This window comes from Porphyromonas crevioricanis, assembly GCF_900167225.1.
In the GTDB taxonomy this organism is placed as follows: domain Bacteria; phylum Bacteroidota; class Bacteroidia; order Bacteroidales; family Porphyromonadaceae; genus Porphyromonas; species Porphyromonas crevioricanis.
In genome coordinates this window covers 81,283-102,281 of record NZ_FUXH01000003.1, presented here as the reverse complement: position 1 = coordinate 102,281, position 20,999 = coordinate 81,283, and the positions used below count along the sequence as shown (strand labels likewise).

Here is a 20,999-nt window from a genome sequence, read left to right as displayed (position 1 = left end):
GCGCAACTCTTGTGAATTTATGCTATAAACTCCCCTTTGGAAGGGATCTCCCTGCCGTGAGGGAGATAAGAAAACTCTGTTTTCTTAGAAGAATTGACCTCTATTGTCTACTACTTTGATCGCATCCATGAGATACATATAAGCACGGTTGCTCATTTCGTATTTCAAGGACATGCGTCTTTGTGCCAGTGCTGCTTCTTGAGTTTGCCCGGCAGAGGTCTCTGTTTGGCTCATTGGTTTTACTACAATCACTTCACTGCCAGCTGCAAACGGAGCTGATACTTGTTGTAGTTGAGTTGCCATGGCATAGCCATTCAGCTCCGCTGGGTGAGCACCGCGTACCAAGTAGCTAATACCACTGAGAGTATCTATTGAGCTATTCATGGCAGTAGCATAACCTTCCAGAGAAGAGAGGTTTTTAGCTTTGAGCTCTTGTGCCAACATTTCGCTTCTTTTATCTACTAAGAGTTTGGTACGAATTTCGTCTTTTACCATTTCGAGAGGTTTGTACCCCGGCTCGTAGAGGTTCTTGACAGCAGCGATCACTAATTTGTCTTGTCCGCAGCGGAAAACCCTGTCATTTACGGCCCCAGCTTTGGCATTAAGCCCCCAATGAATGATTTCACGAGAGGATTTGATACGTCCGAGCATAGGCGCATCGTGAGGAATGATTTCTCTTTCTACCACCTGCAAGCCTTGCTCTTTGGCTGCCTTAGCCATTGAGTCGAATTTCCCTTCTCCATTCAGTAGGATATTATTCAAGATAGAGTAGGTTTTGTTGTAGGTGTCTTCTGAGAATGTAGCATGCAGGTAAGCAAGAGCAAACTTATATTTATCCACAGCTGGTCGAGCCTTTGTAGTCAAGCCTACAAAGCTTACCCCATTGACGTTGAAGTCGAAAATTTGCCCTACAGGTACCTGAAAGATGGTGTCGAGCTGCATTTGATGTGCCATGTTTTCGGTAATCACGCTGTCGGCTCCTCCAAATCGATTGGGCATCAGCACATAGCCATCAGTAGGCTCTGCTCCTCCGTTTTTATTGTACTTCCGAGCCAACTCGGCAAAAGAAGTCCCGGCTGCAAACTGCATCCGTATGCTGTCTATCTGCTTTGTTCCGGTTGAGTCTAATGCGATGATCTGCAAGTGAACCCCCTCGGTAGACTTCTTCTTGTCGATCAGCTTGATGAGTGTGTATTTGTCATTCACTAACTCGGGTGTGTTTACCTGTCCCGGTTGTGCAGAGGTGATGAAATCTATTACATCTTGACTAAGACGTAGGGTCTGCAACTCCTGAGTTGTAAGGAAGCTCGGTGTAATAGTTTTTTCGCTGCAGTTCCGGAGCGCATCTTCTATATTCCCCCCGTGTTCCAGAGAGTTGTAGATTTCCGCCATTTCTTTCTCTGCAGCTTGGTAGTCTTCTGCACTGGGGCGTATCTCCGAACTGATATATTGCATCTCCACTTGAGGGTACTTTTGCTTATATAGTTCCTTATGAGATTCGTAATATTTCGCAATATCGGTGTCCTCTATTTTTACTTTCTCTTCGGGTATCGAAGACGAGTTGGTGCGTACTACAGCCACTTCTCGCCTTGGTATTCCACCCTGATATTGTGCATCAATCTTGTTGAGTACCACGGAGCGTTCCACCAGGGCAAACAACTTTTCTCTTTTGCGATCGCTTACAGTTCTGTCTTGCATGACTTCCCACTGTGCACGTATGCTGTATAAGAAGCTTTGTTCTTCCTTGGGCTTGGACTTAATCCCTTTGTCACTAATCATTTCGAGAAATTCGGACAAAGCTTTCGGATCTTCACTATTTACCCCCAAGCTCTTTAGGAAGTTGCCGAGCAAGGCAGCTTGTTGTCTGCCATCATTACCATACAACATCCCACCCAGTTCCTGTGGTGATACCGATATGCCCACCTCTTCGGCTTCTTTGTTCATGGCGTATTTCCCTACGTAGTGAGATGCCAAACCATTGTTCAGCGACATTTTTGTGTCATTGTCGACCTCACCGAACCGCTCTTCCATCTGCTCAATGCTTTGGAGCATTTGTTGATACTCTTGGGCGGAGATTTTTTCACCGTCTATATTGAGTACCACATTTTTACTCTGCTGGAAGAATGTGGAGCCTGAGCGCAGGAAGTCGCCCAGAATGAAAGCTAAAAGGGCGAGACCTACAATGAGAATGAGTAGCCCGGCCCTGTTTCGAATTTTTTCGAGTGTTGCCATTAGATCTATGTTTTATTCGTAATTCGTTCGTTTAGCCCACAAATATACAAATATATGCGTGTCTACTATAAGACTCTCCGAACGGTTGTACCTATCGAAAGACTCTACTTGAGGATTCGTAAATCAAGAGCCGAGAAAGCTCTTATTGGCTAAAAATTTAACTTAGCAGCTGTTTAAGGAATCTCATTGATGAATTTAGAACGCAAGTTTGTTTATATGAAAAATGGAAAAAGCCTGATCTTCTTGGCTCTTTTTGTCTTCCTCTTGATGCTGCCCTCCTGCAGCACGGTGCCACTTACAGGGCGACGTCAGCTAAACCTTGTATCGGATAGTGAGATCAACCAAACCAGTGCGGCTCAGTATCGTCAATTTGTCCGATCTGCTACACAGTCCGGTAATTCGAGATACGTGGATCAAGTTACCAGAGTCGGCAAGCGTATAGCTGCAGCTACAGATATTTACTTGAGACAGAATGGCATGGCAGATCTGGCTTCAGCTATGCAGTGGGAGTTCAACACCATAGAAAGCGAGCAAGTGAATGCTTTTTGCATGCCAGGAGGTAAGATTGTTGTCTATACAGGATTGTTACAACTTGTTGGCTCGGACGATGAGTTGGCAGCAGTAGTAGGTCACGAGGTAAGTCACGCTGTGGCTAAGCATTCCAATGAACGCATTAGTCAGGAAATGTTGAGACAATTGGGAGGACAGATCATTGGGGTTGCTGCTTCGAAACAAAGCCAATTGCTTCAGGCTGTTGTAGGGCAGGCTTATGGGTTAGGGTCACAACTGCTGGTTGCTCTGCCGTATAGTCGTAAGCAAGAGTATGAGGCGGATAAGATGGGGCAGGTATTCATGACTATCTCTGGATACGATCCACAGGCTGCGATCTCTTTTTGGCGTAAGATGGCACGCTCCGGTCAAGGAGGACAAAACTGGGAAATACTTAGCACACACCCCAGCGATGTCAATCGTATTAAGGCATTGGAGGAGTTTCTTCCACAAGCTCGGCAATATGCCCCATCAGCAAAAAAGGGTGGAGATAAGTCTATGAAAAAAGGACACAACAAGATTGGAGGCAAGAGACGTCCTGCCCGCACCAGCCAGAAGTGGCGTTTTTGATCTTAGCCTGTGTAGCTGAGCTTATGCTTGATAGACTTGTATCGAACTTGTTATAATGCCCAAAAAGTCTTATCTTTACTTCGCCCACAGAGAGTGAGGCACTTCAGAAAAATAATGACTAACCATTAAAGGAGAATCTTCTATGCAGAATCAAGGTAAATTCACATTGGGTCTCATCTTGGGGGCCGCCGCAGGTGCCGCAATAGCCTATTTCTTGGACGAAACTAAGCGTGTGCGTTTCGTAGAGGGAGTATCGGCAACCGCAGAAAAGGTGCAGGACAGCGTGGTGGAAGGCTATTATGAAGCCAAAGACCGCTACCAGAAATACCGCGATAAGCTTGCTCGTGCAACCCGGGACTTGAAGAGTCGGGTGGAAGAGAAAGCCGAGGAGGTAGAAGAGTTTATCGAGGAGAAGCTGGAGCATTGAGATTGTCGCCTCACAAAACACTTGTCAATGTTTTGTGAGGCGATTTTTTAGAAGCCTATTAGTCTCCCGTTTCCACGGGGGGCGCTCTTGGGGTGGGTTCTCTAACCGAGAGTGAGGCAGTGATGCTCGTGTGGCTCTCTCGCTTTTTGCTCTTGGTCAGTCTGAGAACTTCCTTCTTTTTTCGGAGAGGCGACTTTCTCTCTTTCAACTAAAAACACAGTTTCATGCAAAACAAAGATTTTAGTCTCGACAGCTTATTTTCCGGGCTACGTGCATATGTGAAAGCTTCGTTGGATGCCTTTCTCTATGGCTTGGGGGATATGCTGGCCAAACTCGAAGCTAAGGCTGTGTCCTTGCTCTTGATATTCTCCCTTGGCTTCATGTTTTCGTTGCTTGCACTTATCGGGCTCGCTTTTGGCTTTTCTCGTTGGCTTTCCATTCCGATATATGCAGGCTTTTTCTGTGTGTGTGCCATACTGCTATTGGTAATGCTGCTGGTATGGATTCTTTTCAAGAAGCGTCGTAGCCGGATTCGTGATTTCTTTGCTGCGAGTATGCTGGACCAGATTGAGGAGTTGCGCAAGACTTATGAGGATTTGTCTTGTGAGGAGAAATCGTCCTGTAGAGGTTATGCCGAGGAAGGAGGTGATAGATGAAGAAGAACGCTTACGAAACAATGCTTGAGAGGAAGATTATGGCAGAGAGACACCGAGTGCGGGCTTTGTCTTCCCTGCAGGCTGACTATGATCATTTCAAGAATAACTATCGACATATTCTGTATTCCGAAATTGGATCAATCCTTATTCCCAGAGATAGCTTTTTGGGGAAGATTCGTGATTTGATTTCTGGACCCGAACATAGACCTTCCCCCTCGTCACAGAGAAGGCGTGCAGTTGGCAAGGCTCGTCCGGGTGTAGAAATAACGTGTGAGAGCGATGGACTTTCGCCTATTGTGAGGCAGGCTGCCAGTATGGCCACTCCGATCTTGTTGACAGCCGTTTTAGGCTTCTTGAAAAAAAGGATTAGAAGGAAGTTTAGTCGAAGTAAGAGATAACCCTCCTCTCGGAGAAGCAGGGGGCTGAGTTTTGCTCTTTCCTCAAGAAACCTTGTTAGAGTAAGAAATAAAAAGTCGGACACCTGATAGAAGGGTGTATCCGGCTTTTATTATTTAGGTAAAATGCTATGATAGAAATCGTTGTGAGAACTCTCGGAAAAACGATTTCAAGTATAGCCTTTTGCAGAACTCTCCGGAATACTATAGTCGCAGAACTTTGAAAGATCAAAGAGAATAGAGTGTACTTTGGATATATAACCAATTTTGAATGTCAATGATGATGAGGCGAGTGTTGTGTCGCACGAGAGTCTCCGATAAATGCCAAAATCCACTTACCTTTGCTCTGCGCTGTCCGATCACTTGTTAGGTTGATTGGCCTATGAGTTGTGATATGGAGGCGAAATCTAAGAAGACCGCAGATAGCAGATACGGGAGTGGTACCAAATAAAAGTGCTGGAAGAACATGGCTGAGAGAGGCCTTGCCGTGGTTGGCATGTATGGTCTTGTTGTTCTCTGCTTGTGTCGGTCGTAAGCGGACCCAACCATCTCCGATATTGCAGTCAGAGCCTCCTTCCTTAACTCTCTCGGATACAGCTGCGAAAATTCCCTCTCTTCTCCCGGATTCTCTTGGTAAGCTTTTCGGCTCAGCTCAATCGAAGAAGATTGACAGTACTCGCTTAGCCGATACTATTCGTCGAGATCTGCGTAGTACTCCAGATTCTCTGTCTGGTAGAGACAGCTTGCTTGCAGACTCTCTTTCTTCTTTGGCCACAGTAGATTCTCTCAAGGATTTTCCTACTATCGTAGATGATCCTGCTTTCGCAGAGATTGTGGACTATCAGGCTGCTGATTCTATGGTGATGCTCAAGAGTAACTTGATTTATCTCTTTGGAGAGAGTAGTGTCAATTTTCAAAACAAAGGTCTTCAGGCCAATTTTATGCGCTTGAATGTTGATAGCTCTGTCGTCTTCTCCCGCTACATCACCGACAGTATGGGGCGTGCTGACCATTTCCCGATATTCAAAGATGGAGAGATGGAGTATCAGGCTCGTACAATGAACTACAACATCAAAACCGGGAAAGGATTTATCAGTGGGGTTGTTACACGTCAGGGAGAAGGCTATGTGACAGCGACACAGACAAAAAAATTGGAGGATAATACACTCTATATGTGCGATGGCAAGTATTCCACTTGTGATAGGGTCGATCATCCTCACTTTTATATACACTTGACAAGGGCCAAGGTAAGACCACAAAAAAATATTGTCACGGGCCCTGCTTACTTGGTGATTGCCGATGTACCTATTTATGCGCTGGGTCTTCCCTTTGGTTTTTTTCCTTTCAATAGTACCTATTCTTCGGGCATTCTTCCTCCAAGCTATGGAGAAGAATTGGAGAAGGGTTTTTATCTGCGCAATGGAGGCTACTATTTTGCTTTCAATGACTATGTCGATTTGGCCCTGACCGGAGAGATCTATAGCAAAGGCTCGTGGGGAGTATCTGCTGCCAGCCAGTACCGTAAGCGTTACAAATTTTCCGGCTCTGTCGATGCTGGTTATTTAGTGACTGTACATGGGTATAAGTTTGATCCGCAGGGGTATCAAAAAAATAAGGATTTCCATATCAATTGGTCGCATACACAAGATCCTAAGGCCGATCCCAATCGAAATTTTTCGGCCAGTGTCAATTTTTCGACCAGTAGTTATGACCGTAATGCTCTCTCCAGCCTCTATGGAGGGGGGCAGAGGTATGCTCAGAATACCAAGAGCTCCAATGTCAATTATAGGCGGACTTTCCCTGGAACTCCTTTTTCCATTTCGACATCGATGAATGTGACACAGAGGACACAAGACAGTACTATTGCTCTCACTTTGCCGGATATGAACATCTCTATGAGTTCTATATTCCCATTCAAACGCAAAAAGCGCGTGGGCTCCGAGCGTTGGTATGAGAAGATCAAGATGTCTTATAGTGGAAGTATTCGAAATCGTATTACAACAAAGGAGGACAAGTTATTGAAGTCCGACTTGCTGCGTGACTGGCAAAATGGAGCTTCTCACAATATACCCATCAATGCCACATTTACACTCTTCGACTATATTAATCTTACTCCTTCTGTCAATTATAATGAGCGCTGGTACTCTCATAAAATAAATAAGGCTTTTGATCCGTCTGCTGGCAGGCTGAGTGTCTCTGATACTGTTTATGGTTTCTATCGTTCTTGGGACTTCAATACCTCCCTCTCTCTCTCTACTACTTTGTATGGTTTCTTTACCCCTTGGAGATTCCTTTTTGGGGATAAACTGAGTGTTATTAGGCACCGTCTGAATCCCACTATTTCTCTTTCTTATGCGCCGGACTTTTCTGATCCATTCTTCAAGGCTTGGAAGCAAATATCTTATCCGGACAAGGAGGGGAAACTTCAGACAGAGTGGTACTCGCCCTATGAGGGGCAGTCTGTAGGTGTTCCTCCGAGAGGTAAGCAAGGGGTGATTAGTCTGTCTTTTGCTAACAACATAGAAGCCAAAGTGAAATCGAAAACCGATTCTACTGGTTTTGCTAAATGGAGTATTATCGACGACTTCACTTGGGGAACGAGTTATAATATGGCTGCCGATTCTCTTCGTTGGAGTAATATCAACACTTCTTTGCGCTTAAAGTTACCCGGCAATTTCAACCTGTCTTTGAGTGGAGCTTTCGATCCTTATGTTTACAAGACTGTTAAGACTCCCGAGGGTGGCTTCTCTTACTATAAGTCAAATGATTTGAAAATTTTGAATGGAAAAGGGATTGGTAGTCTGATCTCTACCGGTACGGCATTCTCTTATACATTTAACAATGATACCTTTGATAAGCTCGCTAAATTCTTTTCGAGAGAGAAGAAAGACGCAGCTGGAGAGGAGAATTCCTCAGAGAAAGGAGGTAACAAGAATCCGGCTGGTAAAAAAGATGATCAGAAGGATGGAGAGAAAAGTTCCCCCTCCGGAGGTTTGCTTGGACGAAAGAAAGATGTGCCACAGCAGGATAATAGTGGCTATGTCATCAATAAGTTTGGCTGGAATTTTTCTGTAAACTATTCCGTGAACTACGGCCGTGCTGAATTTGACTTTGCTCGTGAGGATTTTAAGTATAAGCTCACTCATAACTTAAGCTTCAATGGAATGCTCAACCCCACACCGGGATGGTCATTCAATTTTCATGGGAACTATAATTTCGATTTGAAAAGGGTTACTAATCTACAGTTCAATCTCACTCGCGATATGCACTGCTGGGCACTGACAGCAGGTTTTATCCCTATCGGCTTTAATAAGTCCTATAATATCACGATTGCTGTGAAGAGTAGCTTGTTGCAGGATCTCAAATGGCAGCAGAGCAGCTCTCCCTTGCGAGGGTCTAATTGGCGATAACCCTCCTCTTCGGGAGATATCTTTTTATCTACCCGAAGAGAGGAGGATTGATTGCCATCAAATTCTGAAATTTTGTCTTTCGGCCTGAGTTAGCCTTTCTTGTTCTGTCCGCCATTTGTCGTGGCCCTTTCTTTCTTTGGAGGGCGAGTCATTTTCGCCTTCGTAGTCTTTTTCCACGATCTTTCCAGCTTCTTTTTCAAGGGATGTTGGTTTCCATCCTCTTTTCTTAACCAGGGCAATATCTTCGCCATTCGCCTGATTCTCTTCTTCGGAGTCCGTTTTGTCCACCAGTATTAGGGAATTTTCTTTTGGAGGATTGGAGCGAAGACTCTCCAGCATTTTACTCATTTCTGCACCAAAAAGACGATTGGAGAAGCAAATGACCTTCACCAGTCGTTCGCAAGCAGAGAAATCAAGAGAAGACAGTTTATTCCCTTGCAGAAACACTCCTCCCAACCTTTTGTTGTTGCGGAGGTCCAGCTTTTCCAGTTCATTATCATAACAACTGAGAATTTCCAAATCGGGGTTCTGTGAGAAATCAATTGTTTTTAGTTTGTTGTGATAGAGAAATGCCATTTCCAATTTGCGGTTTTGGCTGAAATCGATCTCTTTTAAGAGGTTATTTCCTGCAGCAAAACGCTCCAGATTAGTTGCTTGGCGGAGGTCTATTTGATCAATTATGTTGTCGGCACAGGCTATCCGAGATAGTGCGGGAGAAGGGCTTACAACGAGTGATTTAATTTTGTTTGGTTTAGAGGCCAATACTCCGTTGGCATCATATACTCCACCGCATTCGAAAAGAGCAATCGCTCCTACGATTTTGATAATCGGGCTTTTTATGGTGAGAGAGCTGTAGCCTCCATCGCGATGTTTGCCTTCTGCTCCCTCAAAGCTAACAGGCTCTCCATTGGCACTGACATAGCCTAGTACAAGTTGTTCGCCCGGTTTTTTGTCTGTTACAATAGTGATTACATTGGGTCGCTTTTCATCTTGTCCTATGATGAAAGATTTTTCTGGCTCACTGTCTTTAGATTTGCAAGAAAAGAGAGCGAGTAGGAGGAGAGGGAGAAAGAGTAGGTTCTGAGCTTTCTTGTGTTGTTGATTTAGTTTTTTCATTTCAGGATAAGGTTTGAGGATAGTCATATATCTGGATAATCAAAAGTTTTTATCTCTTCGAGGAGGACATTCCTTAGAGAGAATTGATATGGCTCGTCAGTTTTTTCCGCTGTGGCCAAATCCTCCCTCTCCTCTTTCGCTGGTGGATAATCCTTGGCAAGGTTCCCAGCATACATGTTCGTAGGAGGTGATGACCATTTGTGCAATACGATCTCCATCAGCTATTACAAAGTCTTGGTTGGAGAGGTTGATTAGTATCACGCCAATCTCCCCACGATAGTCGGCATCAATGGTCCCGGGTGTATTGAGCAGGCTGATACCGTGTTTGAGAGCGAGGCCGGAGCGAGGCCGAAGTTGAGCCTCGTAGCCGGGAGGGAGTTCTATCGAAAGTCCGGTGGGGATTAAGCATCGCTCCAAAGGAGAGAGGGTAATAGGTTGGGAGAGAAAAGCCCGTATGTCCATACCTGCGGACATTGAGGTCGCATAGGTTGGTAGTGGATGATGGCTGCGGTTTAGTATCCTTACTTTCATTGTTTTTGTTTTTAGCCGTTAGGACGAGACCAATCACCATGGGACTTGATCAGTGCAACCAATCTTGTTACAGCTTGATCTGCCGGAATACCCTTTTCCACACATTTCCCATGTCGGTATAGGTCAATTCGTCCGGGGCCTGCTCCCACATAACCATAATCGGCATCGGCCATTTCTCCGGGGCCATTCACGATGCAACCCATGATTCCTATTTTCAGACCAACCAGACCTGCTGTTGCTTTTTTGATTTGTCGGATCGTACTTCCCAAGTCGTATAGGGTGCGTCCACAGCCGGGACAACTAATGTACTCTGTTGTTGTAGTACGAAGTCTGGCTGCTTGTAGTATGCTGTAAGCAATTCGTACAATCTCTCCTTGGTTAGAGATTTTAGGAGCCGATATTGCTAATCCATTGGCACGTCCTTCGAGGAGTAATGCCCCCATCTCTGTACTGGCTTTTACCATGAGAGTCTCCAGATCGTTGTCTGCATAATTACGATGTAGTAAGACCGGAGTATGTAGCTTGGCTTTCCTCATTTTCTGGAAAGCTTTGCGCCAATCCCCTATGGGATTGAGATGTGAAGAGGATAGAAGAAGTATTGATGAGAGACTGCAACGTATCTCTTCTATGCGAGTTTCATTCAGTTCGGAGCAATCCAATTGAATAATCTTGCCCCCCGGTATGGCTGTTTGGTAGTCCTCCTCACTCTGCAGGAGGGCATCCGGAGGGGTTGCCAGACCTGTAAGATCTCGGGAGCAGGCTTGTCTTAGGTCCGCCAATACTATTGGTGGATAATTTGGCCCCAGAAGCTCGCCCACTGGCAGACAGTCTTTCCGTTGGGTATATTCTCTCTCATATGTACCCAACTCTTCTCTCTCTATCTGAGGGGCACGGCTCCATTGCTCTGTCAGTCCGATTAGTATTCGTGCTACTGGCAATTCGGCTACGGGATCTTCACTGAGGGAAACACGTATCGTATCTCCATATCCATCTGCTAACAATGTCCCTATGCCCAAAGCTGAGCGAATACGCCCATCTGTCTCATTACCTGCTTCTGTAACACCCAAATGCAGAGGATAGGCCATGCCCTCCTCTTCCATACGAGATACCAAGAGACGAACAGCCTGTGTCATGACCAGTACATTCGAGCTTTTCATCGAGATAACCACGTCATGATAATCTCGATGGTGGCATACTCGCAGGTATTCCATGCAGCTCTCTACCATGCCCAATGGGTTATCTCCGTATCGCTGCATCATACGTTCGGATAACGAACCATGATTGACTCCTATTCGGATAGCTTTCCCTAAGAGTTTTGCCTCATCAACGAAAGTGCCGAATATTTCCTCTACTCGTTGAGTTGCTTCCTCAAATTCTGCTTCCGAGTAGAGTCCTTTGTGGGGGGAGTCTACGAAATTCCCTGGATTGATTCGCACCTTGTCAGCCGTGTGCAGGGCTGCCTGAGCTGCTTTGGGAGAGAAATGAATATCTGCTATCAAAGGGATTGGATATCCCTTTTGTTTCAAGAGCTTTGCTATTTCTCCGATATTTTTGGCCTCACGTACACCCTGGGCTGTCAGGCGCACATAGTCGGCTCCTGCTTCTGACAGACGCATACACTGCTCTGTAGAGGCTGTGGTGTCCATGGTGGACGTATTCGTCATGGACTGCAGGCGTATAGGACAGTCGCCACCCATCATCGTACTTGCAATATGTACGGTTGATGAGTGGCGACGTCTGTAATTGTATGGAGTATTTTCCTCAGACATATGCCATCGGTGGATCAGTTTACCTTGAATCTGTAGCCCTGCAGAGATGCGAGTTCTTGATTGGCCTTTACTACCTTTTCTTTGAGGCTTTCCTTGTATTCTACAAGTTTAGCATACAAAGTCTCATCTCCTGTAGCCATCATTTGTACAGCCAGGATAGCTGCATTATCGGCTGCATTGATTCCCACAGTGGCGACAGGTATGCCCGGAGGCATTTGTATAATAGACAAAAGAGCATCCACACCTTGCAGAGTTGCAGCAATAGGTACTCCTATTATGGGGATAGCTGTTTGGGCAGCTATTACACCACAGAGATGCGCAGCCATGCCGGCTGCAGCTACTATTATGCGGATTCCACGCTCGTGAGCCAAACGTGCATATTGCTCTACTTCGATGGGGGTACGATGAGCCGACAACGCCAACATCTCGAAAGGAATTTCCATCTCTTCAAGACGTTTTGCTGCTTTTTCCATTATGGGGAGATCAGAGGTACTCCCCATGATAATACTTACCAATGGTTGCATGTAGGTCGAAGACTTTCGAGTACTTCTCTTATTTAGTGCTTATTTGCCAATAAGCGTGCGGTATTCATCAGCAGAGAGTAGTTCTCCTTGTGATTTCATAGCAACTTTGATAATCCAGCCTTTTCCATAAGGGTCTTGGTTCACAAGCTCGGGCTGAGCTTCCAAATCCGAATTAGCCTCTACCACGGTCCCTGCTACAGGCATTAGTAAGTCACTAGTTGTTTTCACAGCATCGACACTGCCAAACACTTCTTCGGTTTCGAGTTCTTCATCCAAGGTGGTTACATCTACAAATACAATTTCGCCTAATTCGTTCTGAGCAAAGTCTGTAATGCCGATTGTAGCTGTGTCACCTTCGATACGTACCCATTCGTGATCTTTGGTGTACTTGAGATCTTGGGGGAAATTCATACGGTTCTTTATTAAGGGTTTTACTAAATGACAATTGTCTTTCAAAGACTACCGACATCTCCAAAAGGATGCAGTACAAAGGTAAGAGAATTTGCATAGAAGCCCCTCCTATTTTTAGTCAATTGTGCTTGGCAAAGAATTTTCCTGTTAAGCCGTCTCCCGATCATTTCTGATCATTTCTTAGAATAAGCTTTGTATTTTTTTTTATTCGCTTCTCTTTTTGTGTTTGATTTTGGCCGATTTAAGCAGCCCCCAAAAAGGATGCATCATAACCTAGAACTTATGATGCATCCTTTTTGGGGGAGGGAGATATATCATGCAACCGATGGATGGAGATATTATTCAATCCAAAGGTGCAGTGTTATACTATTTAGTGAGCTACCTGCACACGTACGATCTGGTTGTTTACCTTAATGAGGTATACTCCATCGGGCAATCTGGCCGCATCAATAGAGGTGCGCCCATTGAGACGCTCTGTGTAAACGAGGTTGCCATTCATGTTGTACATGAGGAGGTCACTGCCTAATAGACCAGCTGGAACTTCCACGTTGAAGTTCGAGGCTGTTACCGAAGGATAAACCTTGAGCATATCATTCGCTAATTGTTCTGAATTTAGGTCCGCTGGATCTTCGATTACCTTAGTTGCAACCCAGTTCTCATACTGCTCTTCTCCTTCTGTATAATCTTCCCCTACATCTATCGTGGGTCCGTTAGGAGTCTGTACTTCTACGCCATCATATCGTTCGTGCAATATAACCTCCCAATTTTTCTTTTTTAGAAGAGCCAAGGCACCCTTGCTAACTTGATTCTTTTCGAGTTCACATAGGTCGGAGATGTATATTTTCCCAGGTGTAAGGGTTTCTCCCCCAACTGTTTTGCTACGATCCCCTATGGCCGCTGCCAATCTATAGATGGCTTCAGCTCCTAATTGATTTCTGGATATCTCTACAACTTCCATTGACGAGTATTCATGACCAATGGCACCTTTGATTTCTGTGAGCTTGTTCATTGCTAAACGCAAGAAGCGCAGATTTGGGCAATTGGAAATATCTATAAAAGACAAGTGGTTCTTCTCCAACCCTAAAGTTGTTAGGTTTGGGCATCCAGTTGCATCAATGCTCGTTAAGGCTGAGCTGAGTACCTCTAGCATTCTTATTTCAGGTTTTACATACATACTCATCTCTCTCACTCCGGGAACCATTTTCTTCGTGACATGATTGGCACTGGCAAAAATTTCTTCTCCCTTGTCATATTTGCCATTGTTATTCAAATCTATCCATGTCCCATCATAACTGCCACTCCCCACAAATTTTGTCACGGTACAGATGGTAAACTTTGGGGTATCATCAAACTTTTCTGGATCAACTCCACGAGGGCATTCGGCCTTCTCTCCCATGTCTGATACGAGTTTTACCCTTATCATCCCTTCCGTACCATATTCTACGGCTGAAGAATGTGGTGTGAGCATAAACATTCCGGTAGCAACGGCTGCTACCTTCAATACTGACGAAAGTCGCATACTAATTTTCATTTTTTTTGTTGTCTAGTTTGAGTTAAAACTGATTATCCTTTGCATTCCCTGATCCTATCCTGTACACGTGAAAGTGAGAGCAAGAAAGAGAAATAGCAAAGGAGTAAGCCTTGACAGAGGCCTACCGGAGGCAAAGGTAGAAAAAAAAATAGATGGAGAATAGTTTGCTGCAAAAACAAGGATACTTGTTTGATATGCGATGGCCTTTTTGAATGATTCTTTGCAAGACCCTTTATCACAAAGAATACAGAGATATTTTGCTGCTGGCGTTGTCTCGTTTTTTATCTTGAAAGGATGATTTTTAGACTTCAGTCCTGAGTGTACCCTAAGTGTAATTTAATGGGAGAAAGGAGGGTGGATAAGTTTGCTGACCTAAGATAAAAAGAGTAGAAGAGTGCATACTGGTACAAACAGAAAAACCATGATAGCAGTATGGGCGAGTACGATATTGAGTTTTCGTCCCGATAGACGAAGTAGAGCTCTATAATTTTTGGCAAAGAAGAGTACATAGGGGAATAGGACAACCAGCCCCGGCAAACTGTAGAAGGGGAAGAGTAGGCCAATGGCTGAAACAAAGCAAAACAGGTAAAGTTTAGGACCAGACTTTTTGCCCATGAGGACTATACTGGTACGCTTGCCTTTGACTTTGTCTTCTTCGTAGTCGCGGTAGTTATTTACCACCAAAATACACGTGGACATAAACCCCATGGCACCAGATAGTAACCAGATGCCAGGATCGGATTTTCCCGATTGGAGATGGTAGGTAAAGTATGTAGGTATCAAACCATAGAAAATGAACACCGCTATATCTCCGAGCCCGTGCTTAGATAGTGGCCAAGGACCTGCACTGTATGCAAAAAGGCCCAGACAAACACTCAAGCCAACCAAGATATACATTGCACCGTGCATAAAAACAAGTACTATACCGGCTGCTATTGTAAGCAGAACGCTCAGCCCTAAGGCCCAAAGCACTTGAGTCTTGTTGAGCCATCCCTGAGATAAAGGATGATTGGGGCCCAAGCTCTCTTTGGAGTCGGATTCGTTTACATAATCGAAGTATTCATTTGCTATATTACTAGCTATTTGTGCCAACACAGCGACAGCCAAACAAAGTAGGGACTCTGTAGGACGAAAGTACCCTTCTTTGATGGCGTAGATTACAGCTAGTAGGACAGGGCTGAGTGAGGCAGTTAGCGTATATGGTCGAATTAATTTCAGCCATGGAGAAAAGTGAGAAGAAAGGGCTGGATGGACCATCCTAAGATGATTTAGTTGTCGAAAAAAGGTGTTCCGAGAGGGCTACCAACACTTCTCGTTTGTCGCTCTCACGAATCAAGACTGTCATATTGTAATCGCTTCCGCCATAGGAAATCATCCGCACAGGGAATGTCCTGATGGCTTCTACTATACGGGCTTCGAAGCCAATATTGTCGGATTTCATATCTCCTACGACACAGATGATAGTTAGTCCGCGCTCTACGGAGATGGAGCCGAGTTCTTCCAGCTCTCGTTGTATTTCAGGAAGTTTTTCGTCGTTGTCGATAGTTAAGGATATACCCACTTCGCTGGTCGTCACCATATCTACCACTACTGCATACCGCTCAAAGACCTCAAAGACACGTCTGAGAAAATGCCAGGAAACCAGCTTATGGTTGCTTTTCACCTTTATGGCGATAATCCCATCCTTGGCAGAAACAGCCTTGATTACATCTTTTTCCGTATCGAGGGAAATAAAGGTGCCGGGGAGAGAAGGGTTGAGTGTGTCGAGCAGTCGTACCGGGATATTGTGTTCTCGAGCTGGTTGAATACAGGTTGGGTGCAGTATCTTGGCTCCGAAATAAGCCAGTTCGGAAGCCTCATCGAAGTGTAGACGGCGTACCGGAGCTGTTTTATCTACAAACCTGGGGTCATTGTTGTGCAGACCATCTATATCTGTCCATATCTGTATTTCTTCTGCCCCAATAGCCACTCCGGCTAGCGAAGCGGTGTAGTCGCTCCCTCCTCGTCGAAGGTTGTCTACCCGATTGTAAGCGTTGAGGCAGATATACCCTTCGGTAATATATATTTCGGTATCACCGGGAGCTGTTTGTACCAAAGGGCGCAGATGAGAAGTGATATAGGGGAGATCTGGTTCGGCATTCTTATCTGTTTTCATGAAATCCAGAGCCGGTATGATCACTGCTTTTTTGCCCATATCTTGCAAATGTCGAAGCATCATGGCTGTACTCATAAGCTCTCCCTGTGCCAAGATTCTTTTTTCTTCAAAGAGAGAAAAGTTCTCTCGCTCGCACATCTCTCGCATCAGCGCAAAAGAACATTCCACTGCTGCTTGAGCTATGCGACGGCTTCCCTCTCGAGGGAAGAGAAGCTGCAGTTCAGTCTGGTATTTTTCGTAGAGATTTTCTATGATAGCGGCTGCCTCTTGAGGTTTGCGTTGGAGCAAAAGGCGAGCTATCTCAACGAGAGTATTGGTTGTGCCAGCCATTGCCGATAGCACCACAAGTACAGGCTTACTGCCGGTACTAATTAGCTGAGCTACATTAGATATTCTTTCGGCCGAGGCTACCGATGTGCCTCCAAATTTGAGTACTTTCAATCTGCAATCTTAAAAATAAACTTTACTCTTCTGGTGTCTTTGTCTTGTCTTCATTGGAGGTAAGTCCGAAGGCTCCTCTTTGAGTTTGAAGGCTGATGTGTCGTGCAGGGAGTTGCTCCATCACCTGTCTGTTGTGCGTTGCCATCAGTACGGCAGCTCCTTCTCGGGCAGCCATTCGTTGGAGCAGGCGAGTGATCTCCAAGCCAGTCTGAGCGTCGAGATTACCTGTGGGTTCATCTGCCAAGATCAGTTTGGGATGTCCGAGTAGGGCACGAGCGATAGCAATTCGCTGTTGCTCTCCACCGGATAATTCATGTGGGCGTTTGTACCCTTTGTTGCCCATACCTACCTGCTCCAATACCTCTGCGATGCGTTTTTGGCGGTCGGATTTTCGTTTCACGCTGATAGCTCGCAAGACAATATCCAAGTTTTCTTCGGCAGTAAGGTGGTACAGTAGCTGAAAATCTTGAAAAACAATCCCAATCTGCCTGCGTAACAGACAGAGCCTGGAGCGTTTAATTTGTCTAAGATCGAAGCCTACTACTTGGGCCTGGCCTTCACTGATAGGGATTTCTGCATAGAGAGAACGCAGAAGCGAACTTTTACCTGAGCCTACTGGCCCAGATATGTACACGAATCCCCCAGGCTCTATTTGCAAGTCAAAATTGCTAAGGATTACATTCTCGTCCCTGCATATACAAACCCCTTTGAGGTTTACAATAGGCTCTTTGTCTTCCATATCTTTATTCGGAGAGTAAACAAATGTCGATAGCGTCTTATCCCACAAGACGATACCGCAAAGATAGGCATTTACTCCAAGGCAGTGGTGGATCCGAAGAGTCAGCTTTGCCCATTAGGAGGAACTGTTTCTGTCGGGCTTGAGCAGCTGGGGATTACCAGCCACCTCCGCCACCTCCGCCACCACCCCCTCCGGAAAATCCACCTCCTCCGGAGCCACTGTAGCTACTACTGCTACCTCCTCCTATTCCCCTGCTATAGGTTCTGCCACCGCTGCTATTTGGGGATGAGAGAGAGGCACTGTAGACAGATGAATTGATATTGCTGACCAAAGAGAGTAGCAAAGGGATATCGGCAGAGGAGAATCTGCGTCCGTTAATAGCCCATGTGAAGGCGGGCTGGTCAGTCTCCGATATATTGCTTTTCTGGAGGAGAGACTGGAAATGCTTGCCCCAAACATCGGCTATATCGAGAGCTATGGCATAGGGGAGGTATTGCTCAAACACGGCTGGAGTGACCTTTGGCGGGTTGAATGCTTCCAATTGATTTCTCTCGGCGGTACCCAAATACATCTTAAACCCCTCTATCTGCGTGAGCAGCTCTCTGTACTCTTTCGAGCGTCGTCCGATCAGAAGACAGTAAGTACAAAGCATTGCTATATTGATCTCGTTGATGACAACATTCCACAGTGGGATGTTCGACCAATATGCAGCAATGCCACAATATAGAACCAAACCAAAGACAAAGATCCGATCATAGACATACTTCTTTGGTGTGTAGCGGTACCCAAAGATGCGAGAGATAATGGATGCCAAGATCAGGAAGATGATACTGAAGCAGATAGAATGGAAGAGAAAGGGCCAGGAAATGCGTGATAAATAACTGATATCAATAAAGAACCAAACAATCCACAGGAAGATAGCTGTTGTACGCCAACCCGATCCCATATTCTCATCGACAAGATATCTCTGCTTCTCGAAAACCTTTTCTCCAAAGGACGTGAATATCTTGAACAGTGAGGAGGATGGCTTAGAAGAGAAAGAAAAAGAATCGCTTGAAAAAAAGAGAGAAGACAGAATTAGCTTTTCCTCCTTCGGTAAATTGAGTTCTTCTTCTTTGTCAGTCCGCAGTAGCATGACCTGTCTCTTCTTGAAAAGCCCTCCTTCCCGTGTTTCGGATATGTTGATGTAGCCCTTTACGCAGAGGTTGGTGATAGCAGCAGAGATGGCTCTGGGGAGGTTCCTTTTGTCTACGGCACAGCTGATAGCTCCGGGAGAAAGGTTATATGGAGGGGAGTACAGAGGGTAGACGGTACCTTTCTTGGGGTCACGTCCATAGATCCGCCAGCTGATAAACAAGAAGAGGAAGAAGAGCAGAGAAAATAAAGAAGAAAAGATATAGTTTCTGTAAGGCCCCATGATCTTGTCCCATAGCGAATATTGGATGATCCCTTTGGTGAAGCCTACAGCAATAGTGAGGTTTTCCCCCTCTCTTAGATGATTGGCCTCGAAGTACATTGCTCCGTTATCCATTAGTTGAGACCGGCAGTCGGAGGCTGTAGATCCTAACTCCCCTGTGTAGCAGCTATTTTGCATAGCCTCAGCTCCTCTCGGCAGGAATACTGTTGCACTTACGTGTGCCATCCCCAATGACCAGCCGAAGCCGTTCACGTTCCAATATATCTCATCATATTGATCGAAGAACCCAATTTGGTTTGTCGTCTTGTAGGTAATTTCATACTCATACACGCCTGGTGAAAGCAACACATCTTCTTCCCCCACATATATGTCATAGGTTTCTGCTATGTTGCCAGATTTGGTGAGGTAATTTTCCTCCTGCCCATTCTTTTTCACAGAGAGGACGTCGTAGCCTACACGGATGGTGCTCCCATTGATGTTCCGTATCGTGGGTAGAGATCGCACTATTCCTCGTTTGAAAGTGTCTCCTTTTGCATAAATCCGAATCGTTTCCGTTACGGTCAGATGCCCTTTGGTATCTATATGCAGATCGGCGTGGAAACGGTAGATCTGCTCTGTTTCTCCTCCTATGTCATTTATTTCGGACTCTTCTGCCGCTTGTATGCTCCACACAGACAACAGAGCAAGAAGCAGAAGAAGCGAGTACCTCCTCATTGCATCCTTCATATTCGTGACGGCTTTTCTCCGACCTGTCAGAAACTCACTACAGGAGCATGTCTTTCCTCTTGAGTATCCAATTCGAAGAAAGGAGCCGGTTTGTGAGAAAACATTCCGGCAATGATGTTACTGGGAAAAGACTGTATCAATACATTGCGGTCTCTGGCTGTTCCATTGTAATAGCGGCGAGATTTCTCCAGATCCAATTCGATTTGATTGAGAGAGTCTTGTAGAGAAAGGAATGCACGATCGGCTTTCAGTTCAGGATAGCTCTCAGCAACAGCAAAAAGACTCCTGAGTGTCCTACTCAGGGTATTTTCTGCTTCTTGATGGGCTTCCGGAGAGTCAGCACTCATAGCCTGACTCCTGGCCGAGATTACAGCTTCGAAAGTACTTTTCTCATGGGTAGCATAGCCTTTGACCGTATTAACCAGATTGGGGACGAGGTCGTAGCGTTTTTTTAGCTGGACATCAATAGCACTCCAAGCCTCTTCCACAAGCATCTTGCTGCGGACGAGTTTGTTGAAAATAGAAACCCCATAGATCAGAGTCAAGAGCAAGACTCCCAAAATAACACAGATAACGATGATATTCATTGATTTGTATTTTGATAATTTCGACAAAAAAGAAAAAATATCTCAGCTTGTCCAACTCCTATTCGTATTTGTGGTAAAGGACCATGCCCTCAAGGTCTTTTTGGGTGTGCTTCCATAGGGTTGTCCCGAGGCAAAAGTAGAAAAACCTTGAGATTATTGCATAAAACTATACACCCATATTTCTCTACCGAAAAAAGGTCGCCCGGACAGTTGCAATAAGGCAGCTTAGCCATCTCTCTCGTCTTTGGCTCCTTGATTTATTTACCTTTGTAGCAGATCGGAAAAACCGGTAAATCCCGGAGGTTAATTAAAGATTATCAGTCATGAAGCAGGAAAACTGTCGGAGGATGCGTTTTAAGCATTATCGTTGGGAAGTGTTGCTTACAATTGTTATATGGGTCGTTTTTATCATTTTATTGGCAACTGCTGCTTTTGATCAGAGTATCTGGATCACCATACTAATAGCCCTATCTCTCTTATCTCTTGGCTATTTTGCTCTGTTGATGCCTCTCTGTGTAGAAGACTATGCCGACCGGATTGTGGTCAAGCGTGTGGGATGGCCTCTGATGTTCCAAAAAGATGAGGTGAAAATTGAGCCGATACCTCCGTTCAATAGTGTTTGGAGTTGTGTCCGTTTGTTTGGGTCCGCAGGATTTATGGGATTTACAGGGCTGTTTGCCAACTCCAAGTATGGGCGTTTTTGGATGTATGCGGTAAATCTGGACGAGCTGGTAATGATCACAGACAAAAAGGGACACAAGACTGTTATTAACTATCGCATCGAGAATCCCGCAACTTCACAGGAGGAATAAA

Annotated in this window: 18 protein-coding genes; 6 read left to right on the top strand and 12 right to left on the bottom strand. The window is 45.2% G+C overall.

Going from position 1 to position 20,999, the window contains the following annotated elements; all coding sequences use genetic code 11:
• Window positions 1-84: 84 nt before the first annotated feature.
• Window positions 85-2,232, bottom strand: coding sequence for a peptidylprolyl isomerase (locus B5D48_RS02605; protein WP_023936252.1), 2,148 nt, complete (start codon window positions 2,230-2,232; stop codon window positions 85-87).
• Between the two features lie 216 nt (window positions 2,233-2,448).
• Here B5D48_RS02605 and B5D48_RS02600 point away from each other — a divergent pair, with 216 nt between their 5' ends.
• The 5 genes from B5D48_RS02600 to B5D48_RS02580 all read left to right on the top strand — a co-directional run bounded on the left by B5D48_RS02600 (window position 2,449) and on the right by B5D48_RS02580 (window position 8,239).
• The gene (locus tag B5D48_RS02600; RefSeq protein WP_078801667.1) at window positions 2,449-3,351 is read left to right on the top strand and encodes a M48 family metallopeptidase; all 903 of its coding nucleotides are present in this window, start codon (window positions 2,449-2,451) and stop codon (window positions 3,349-3,351) included.
• A gap of 142 nt (window positions 3,352-3,493) precedes the next feature.
• Window positions 3,494-3,778, top strand: coding sequence for a YtxH domain-containing protein (locus tag B5D48_RS02595; protein WP_023936255.1), 285 nt, complete (start codon window positions 3,494-3,496; stop codon window positions 3,776-3,778).
• Window positions 3,779-4,002: 224 nt separating this feature from the next.
• Complete coding sequence (locus B5D48_RS02590; protein ID WP_023936259.1) at window positions 4,003-4,434, top strand: Asp23/Gls24 family envelope stress response protein; 432 nt, start codon at window positions 4,003-4,005, stop codon at window positions 4,432-4,434.
• A complete protein-coding gene (locus B5D48_RS02585) occupies window positions 4,431-4,832 on the top strand; it encodes a hypothetical protein (protein ID WP_023936261.1) in 402 nt (133 codons plus the stop codon). Before B5D48_RS02590 ends, B5D48_RS02585 begins: the two co-directional genes overlap by 4 nt.
• Before the next feature lie 497 nt (window positions 4,833-5,329).
• The gene (locus tag B5D48_RS02580; protein ID WP_023936263.1) at window positions 5,330-8,239 is read left to right on the top strand and encodes a putative LPS assembly protein LptD; all 2,910 of its coding nucleotides are present in this window, start codon (window positions 5,330-5,332) and stop codon (window positions 8,237-8,239) included.
• A gap of 57 nt (window positions 8,240-8,296) precedes the next feature.
• Here B5D48_RS02580 and B5D48_RS02575 read toward each other — a convergent pair whose 3' ends face one another.
• From B5D48_RS02575 to B5D48_RS02525, 11 genes are all read right to left on the bottom strand, one after another.
• Window positions 8,297-9,382 carry a leucine-rich repeat domain-containing protein gene (locus B5D48_RS02575; RefSeq protein WP_023936264.1) on the bottom strand — a complete coding sequence of 362 codons (1,086 nt, stop codon included), beginning with the start codon at window positions 9,380-9,382 and terminating at the stop codon, window positions 8,297-8,299.
• A 69-nt stretch (window positions 9,383-9,451) separates the two neighbouring features.
• On the bottom strand, window positions 9,452-9,886 hold the full coding sequence (gene dut, locus B5D48_RS02570) for a dUTP diphosphatase (RefSeq protein WP_023936266.1): 435 nt from the start codon (window positions 9,884-9,886) through the stop codon (window positions 9,452-9,454).
• A gap of 11 nt (window positions 9,887-9,897) precedes the next feature.
• Window positions 9,898-11,655 (bottom strand): (E)-4-hydroxy-3-methylbut-2-enyl-diphosphate synthase, encoded by a 1,758-nt coding sequence (gene ispG / locus B5D48_RS02565; RefSeq protein WP_023936268.1) that lies wholly within the window; start codon window positions 11,653-11,655, stop codon window positions 9,898-9,900.
• 14 nt (window positions 11,656-11,669) lie between these two features.
• The gene (gene purE, locus B5D48_RS02560) at window positions 11,670-12,179 is read right to left on the bottom strand and encodes a 5-(carboxyamino)imidazole ribonucleotide mutase (RefSeq protein WP_023936270.1); all 510 of its coding nucleotides are present in this window, start codon (window positions 12,177-12,179) and stop codon (window positions 11,670-11,672) included.
• Window positions 12,180-12,218: 39 nt separating this feature from the next.
• Complete coding sequence (gcvH, locus tag B5D48_RS02555) at window positions 12,219-12,590, bottom strand: glycine cleavage system protein GcvH (RefSeq protein ID WP_023936272.1); 372 nt, start codon at window positions 12,588-12,590, stop codon at window positions 12,219-12,221.
• Between the two features lie 370 nt (window positions 12,591-12,960).
• Window positions 12,961-14,121 carry a T9SS type A sorting domain-containing protein gene (locus tag B5D48_RS02550; RefSeq protein WP_023936274.1) on the bottom strand — a complete coding sequence of 387 codons (1,161 nt, stop codon included), beginning with the start codon at window positions 14,119-14,121 and terminating at the stop codon, window positions 12,961-12,963.
• A gap of 372 nt (window positions 14,122-14,493) precedes the next feature.
• Complete coding sequence (menA, locus tag B5D48_RS02545; RefSeq protein ID WP_023936277.1) at window positions 14,494-15,378, bottom strand: 1,4-dihydroxy-2-naphthoate octaprenyltransferase; 885 nt, start codon at window positions 15,376-15,378, stop codon at window positions 14,494-14,496.
• Between the two features lies 1 nt (window position 15,379).
• Window positions 15,380-16,717, bottom strand: a complete 1,338-nt coding sequence (locus B5D48_RS02540; protein WP_023936279.1) for an aspartate kinase — start codon at window positions 16,715-16,717, stop codon at window positions 15,380-15,382.
• Between the two features lie 22 nt (window positions 16,718-16,739).
• The gene (locus tag B5D48_RS02535; RefSeq protein WP_023936281.1) at window positions 16,740-17,456 is read right to left on the bottom strand and encodes a cell division ATP-binding protein FtsE; all 717 of its coding nucleotides are present in this window, start codon (window positions 17,454-17,456) and stop codon (window positions 16,740-16,742) included.
• Between the two features lie 154 nt (window positions 17,457-17,610).
• The gene (locus B5D48_RS02530) at window positions 17,611-19,587 is read right to left on the bottom strand and encodes a DUF2207 domain-containing protein (protein WP_262501281.1); all 1,977 of its coding nucleotides are present in this window, start codon (window positions 19,585-19,587) and stop codon (window positions 17,611-17,613) included.
• Window positions 19,588-19,625: 38 nt separating this feature from the next.
• Complete coding sequence (locus B5D48_RS02525) at window positions 19,626-20,186, bottom strand: LemA family protein (protein WP_023936285.1); 561 nt, start codon at window positions 20,184-20,186, stop codon at window positions 19,626-19,628.
• A gap of 323 nt (window positions 20,187-20,509) precedes the next feature.
• Between B5D48_RS02525 and B5D48_RS02520 the strand changes: the two genes are divergently transcribed.
• Window positions 20,510-20,998, top strand: coding sequence for a hypothetical protein (locus tag B5D48_RS02520; protein ID WP_023936288.1), 489 nt, complete (start codon window positions 20,510-20,512; stop codon window positions 20,996-20,998).
• Window position 20,999 lies beyond the last annotated feature (1 nt).

What these genes read in the sequence shown, in the direction of transcription:
- B5D48_RS02605 (WP_023936252.1), bottom strand. Translation starts at nt 2,232, where the DNA reads ATGGCAACACTCGAAAAAATTCGAAACAGGGCCGGGCTACTCATTCTC.
- B5D48_RS02600 (WP_078801667.1), top strand. Translation starts at nt 2,449, where the DNA reads ATGAAAAATGGAAAAAGCCTGATCTTCTTGGCTCTTTTTGTCTTCCTC.
- B5D48_RS02595 (WP_023936255.1), top strand. Translation starts at nt 3,494, where the DNA reads ATGCAGAATCAAGGTAAATTCACATTGGGTCTCATCTTGGGGGCCGCC.
- B5D48_RS02590 (WP_023936259.1), top strand. Translation starts at nt 4,003, where the DNA reads ATGCAAAACAAAGATTTTAGTCTCGACAGCTTATTTTCCGGGCTACGT.
- B5D48_RS02585 (WP_023936261.1), top strand. Translation starts at nt 4,431, where the DNA reads ATGAAGAAGAACGCTTACGAAACAATGCTTGAGAGGAAGATTATGGCA.
- B5D48_RS02580 (WP_023936263.1), top strand. Translation starts at nt 5,330, where the DNA reads ATGGTCTTGTTGTTCTCTGCTTGTGTCGGTCGTAAGCGGACCCAACCA.
- B5D48_RS02575 (WP_023936264.1), bottom strand. Translation starts at nt 9,382, where the DNA reads ATGACTATCCTCAAACCTTATCCTGAAATGAAAAAACTAAATCAACAA.
- dut (WP_023936266.1), bottom strand. Translation starts at nt 9,886, where the DNA reads ATGAAAGTAAGGATACTAAACCGCAGCCATCATCCACTACCAACCTAT.
- ispG (WP_023936268.1), bottom strand. Translation starts at nt 11,655, where the DNA reads ATGTCTGAGGAAAATACTCCATACAATTACAGACGTCGCCACTCATCA.
- purE (WP_023936270.1), bottom strand. Translation starts at nt 12,179, where the DNA reads ATGCAACCATTGGTAAGTATTATCATGGGGAGTACCTCTGATCTCCCC.
- gcvH (WP_023936272.1), bottom strand. Translation starts at nt 12,590, where the DNA reads ATGAATTTCCCCCAAGATCTCAAGTACACCAAAGATCACGAATGGGTA.
- B5D48_RS02550 (WP_023936274.1), bottom strand. Translation starts at nt 14,121, where the DNA reads ATGAAAATTAGTATGCGACTTTCGTCAGTATTGAAGGTAGCAGCCGTT.
- menA (WP_023936277.1), bottom strand. Translation starts at nt 15,378, where the DNA reads ATGGTCCATCCAGCCCTTTCTTCTCACTTTTCTCCATGGCTGAAATTA.
- B5D48_RS02535 (WP_023936281.1), bottom strand. Translation starts at nt 17,456, where the DNA reads ATGGAAGACAAAGAGCCTATTGTAAACCTCAAAGGGGTTTGTATATGC.
- B5D48_RS02530 (WP_262501281.1), bottom strand. Translation starts at nt 19,587, where the DNA reads ATGAGGAGGTACTCGCTTCTTCTGCTTCTTGCTCTGTTGTCTGTGTGG.
- B5D48_RS02525 (WP_023936285.1), bottom strand. Translation starts at nt 20,186, where the DNA reads ATGAATATCATCGTTATCTGTGTTATTTTGGGAGTCTTGCTCTTGACT.
- B5D48_RS02520 (WP_023936288.1), top strand. Translation starts at nt 20,510, where the DNA reads ATGAAGCAGGAAAACTGTCGGAGGATGCGTTTTAAGCATTATCGTTGG.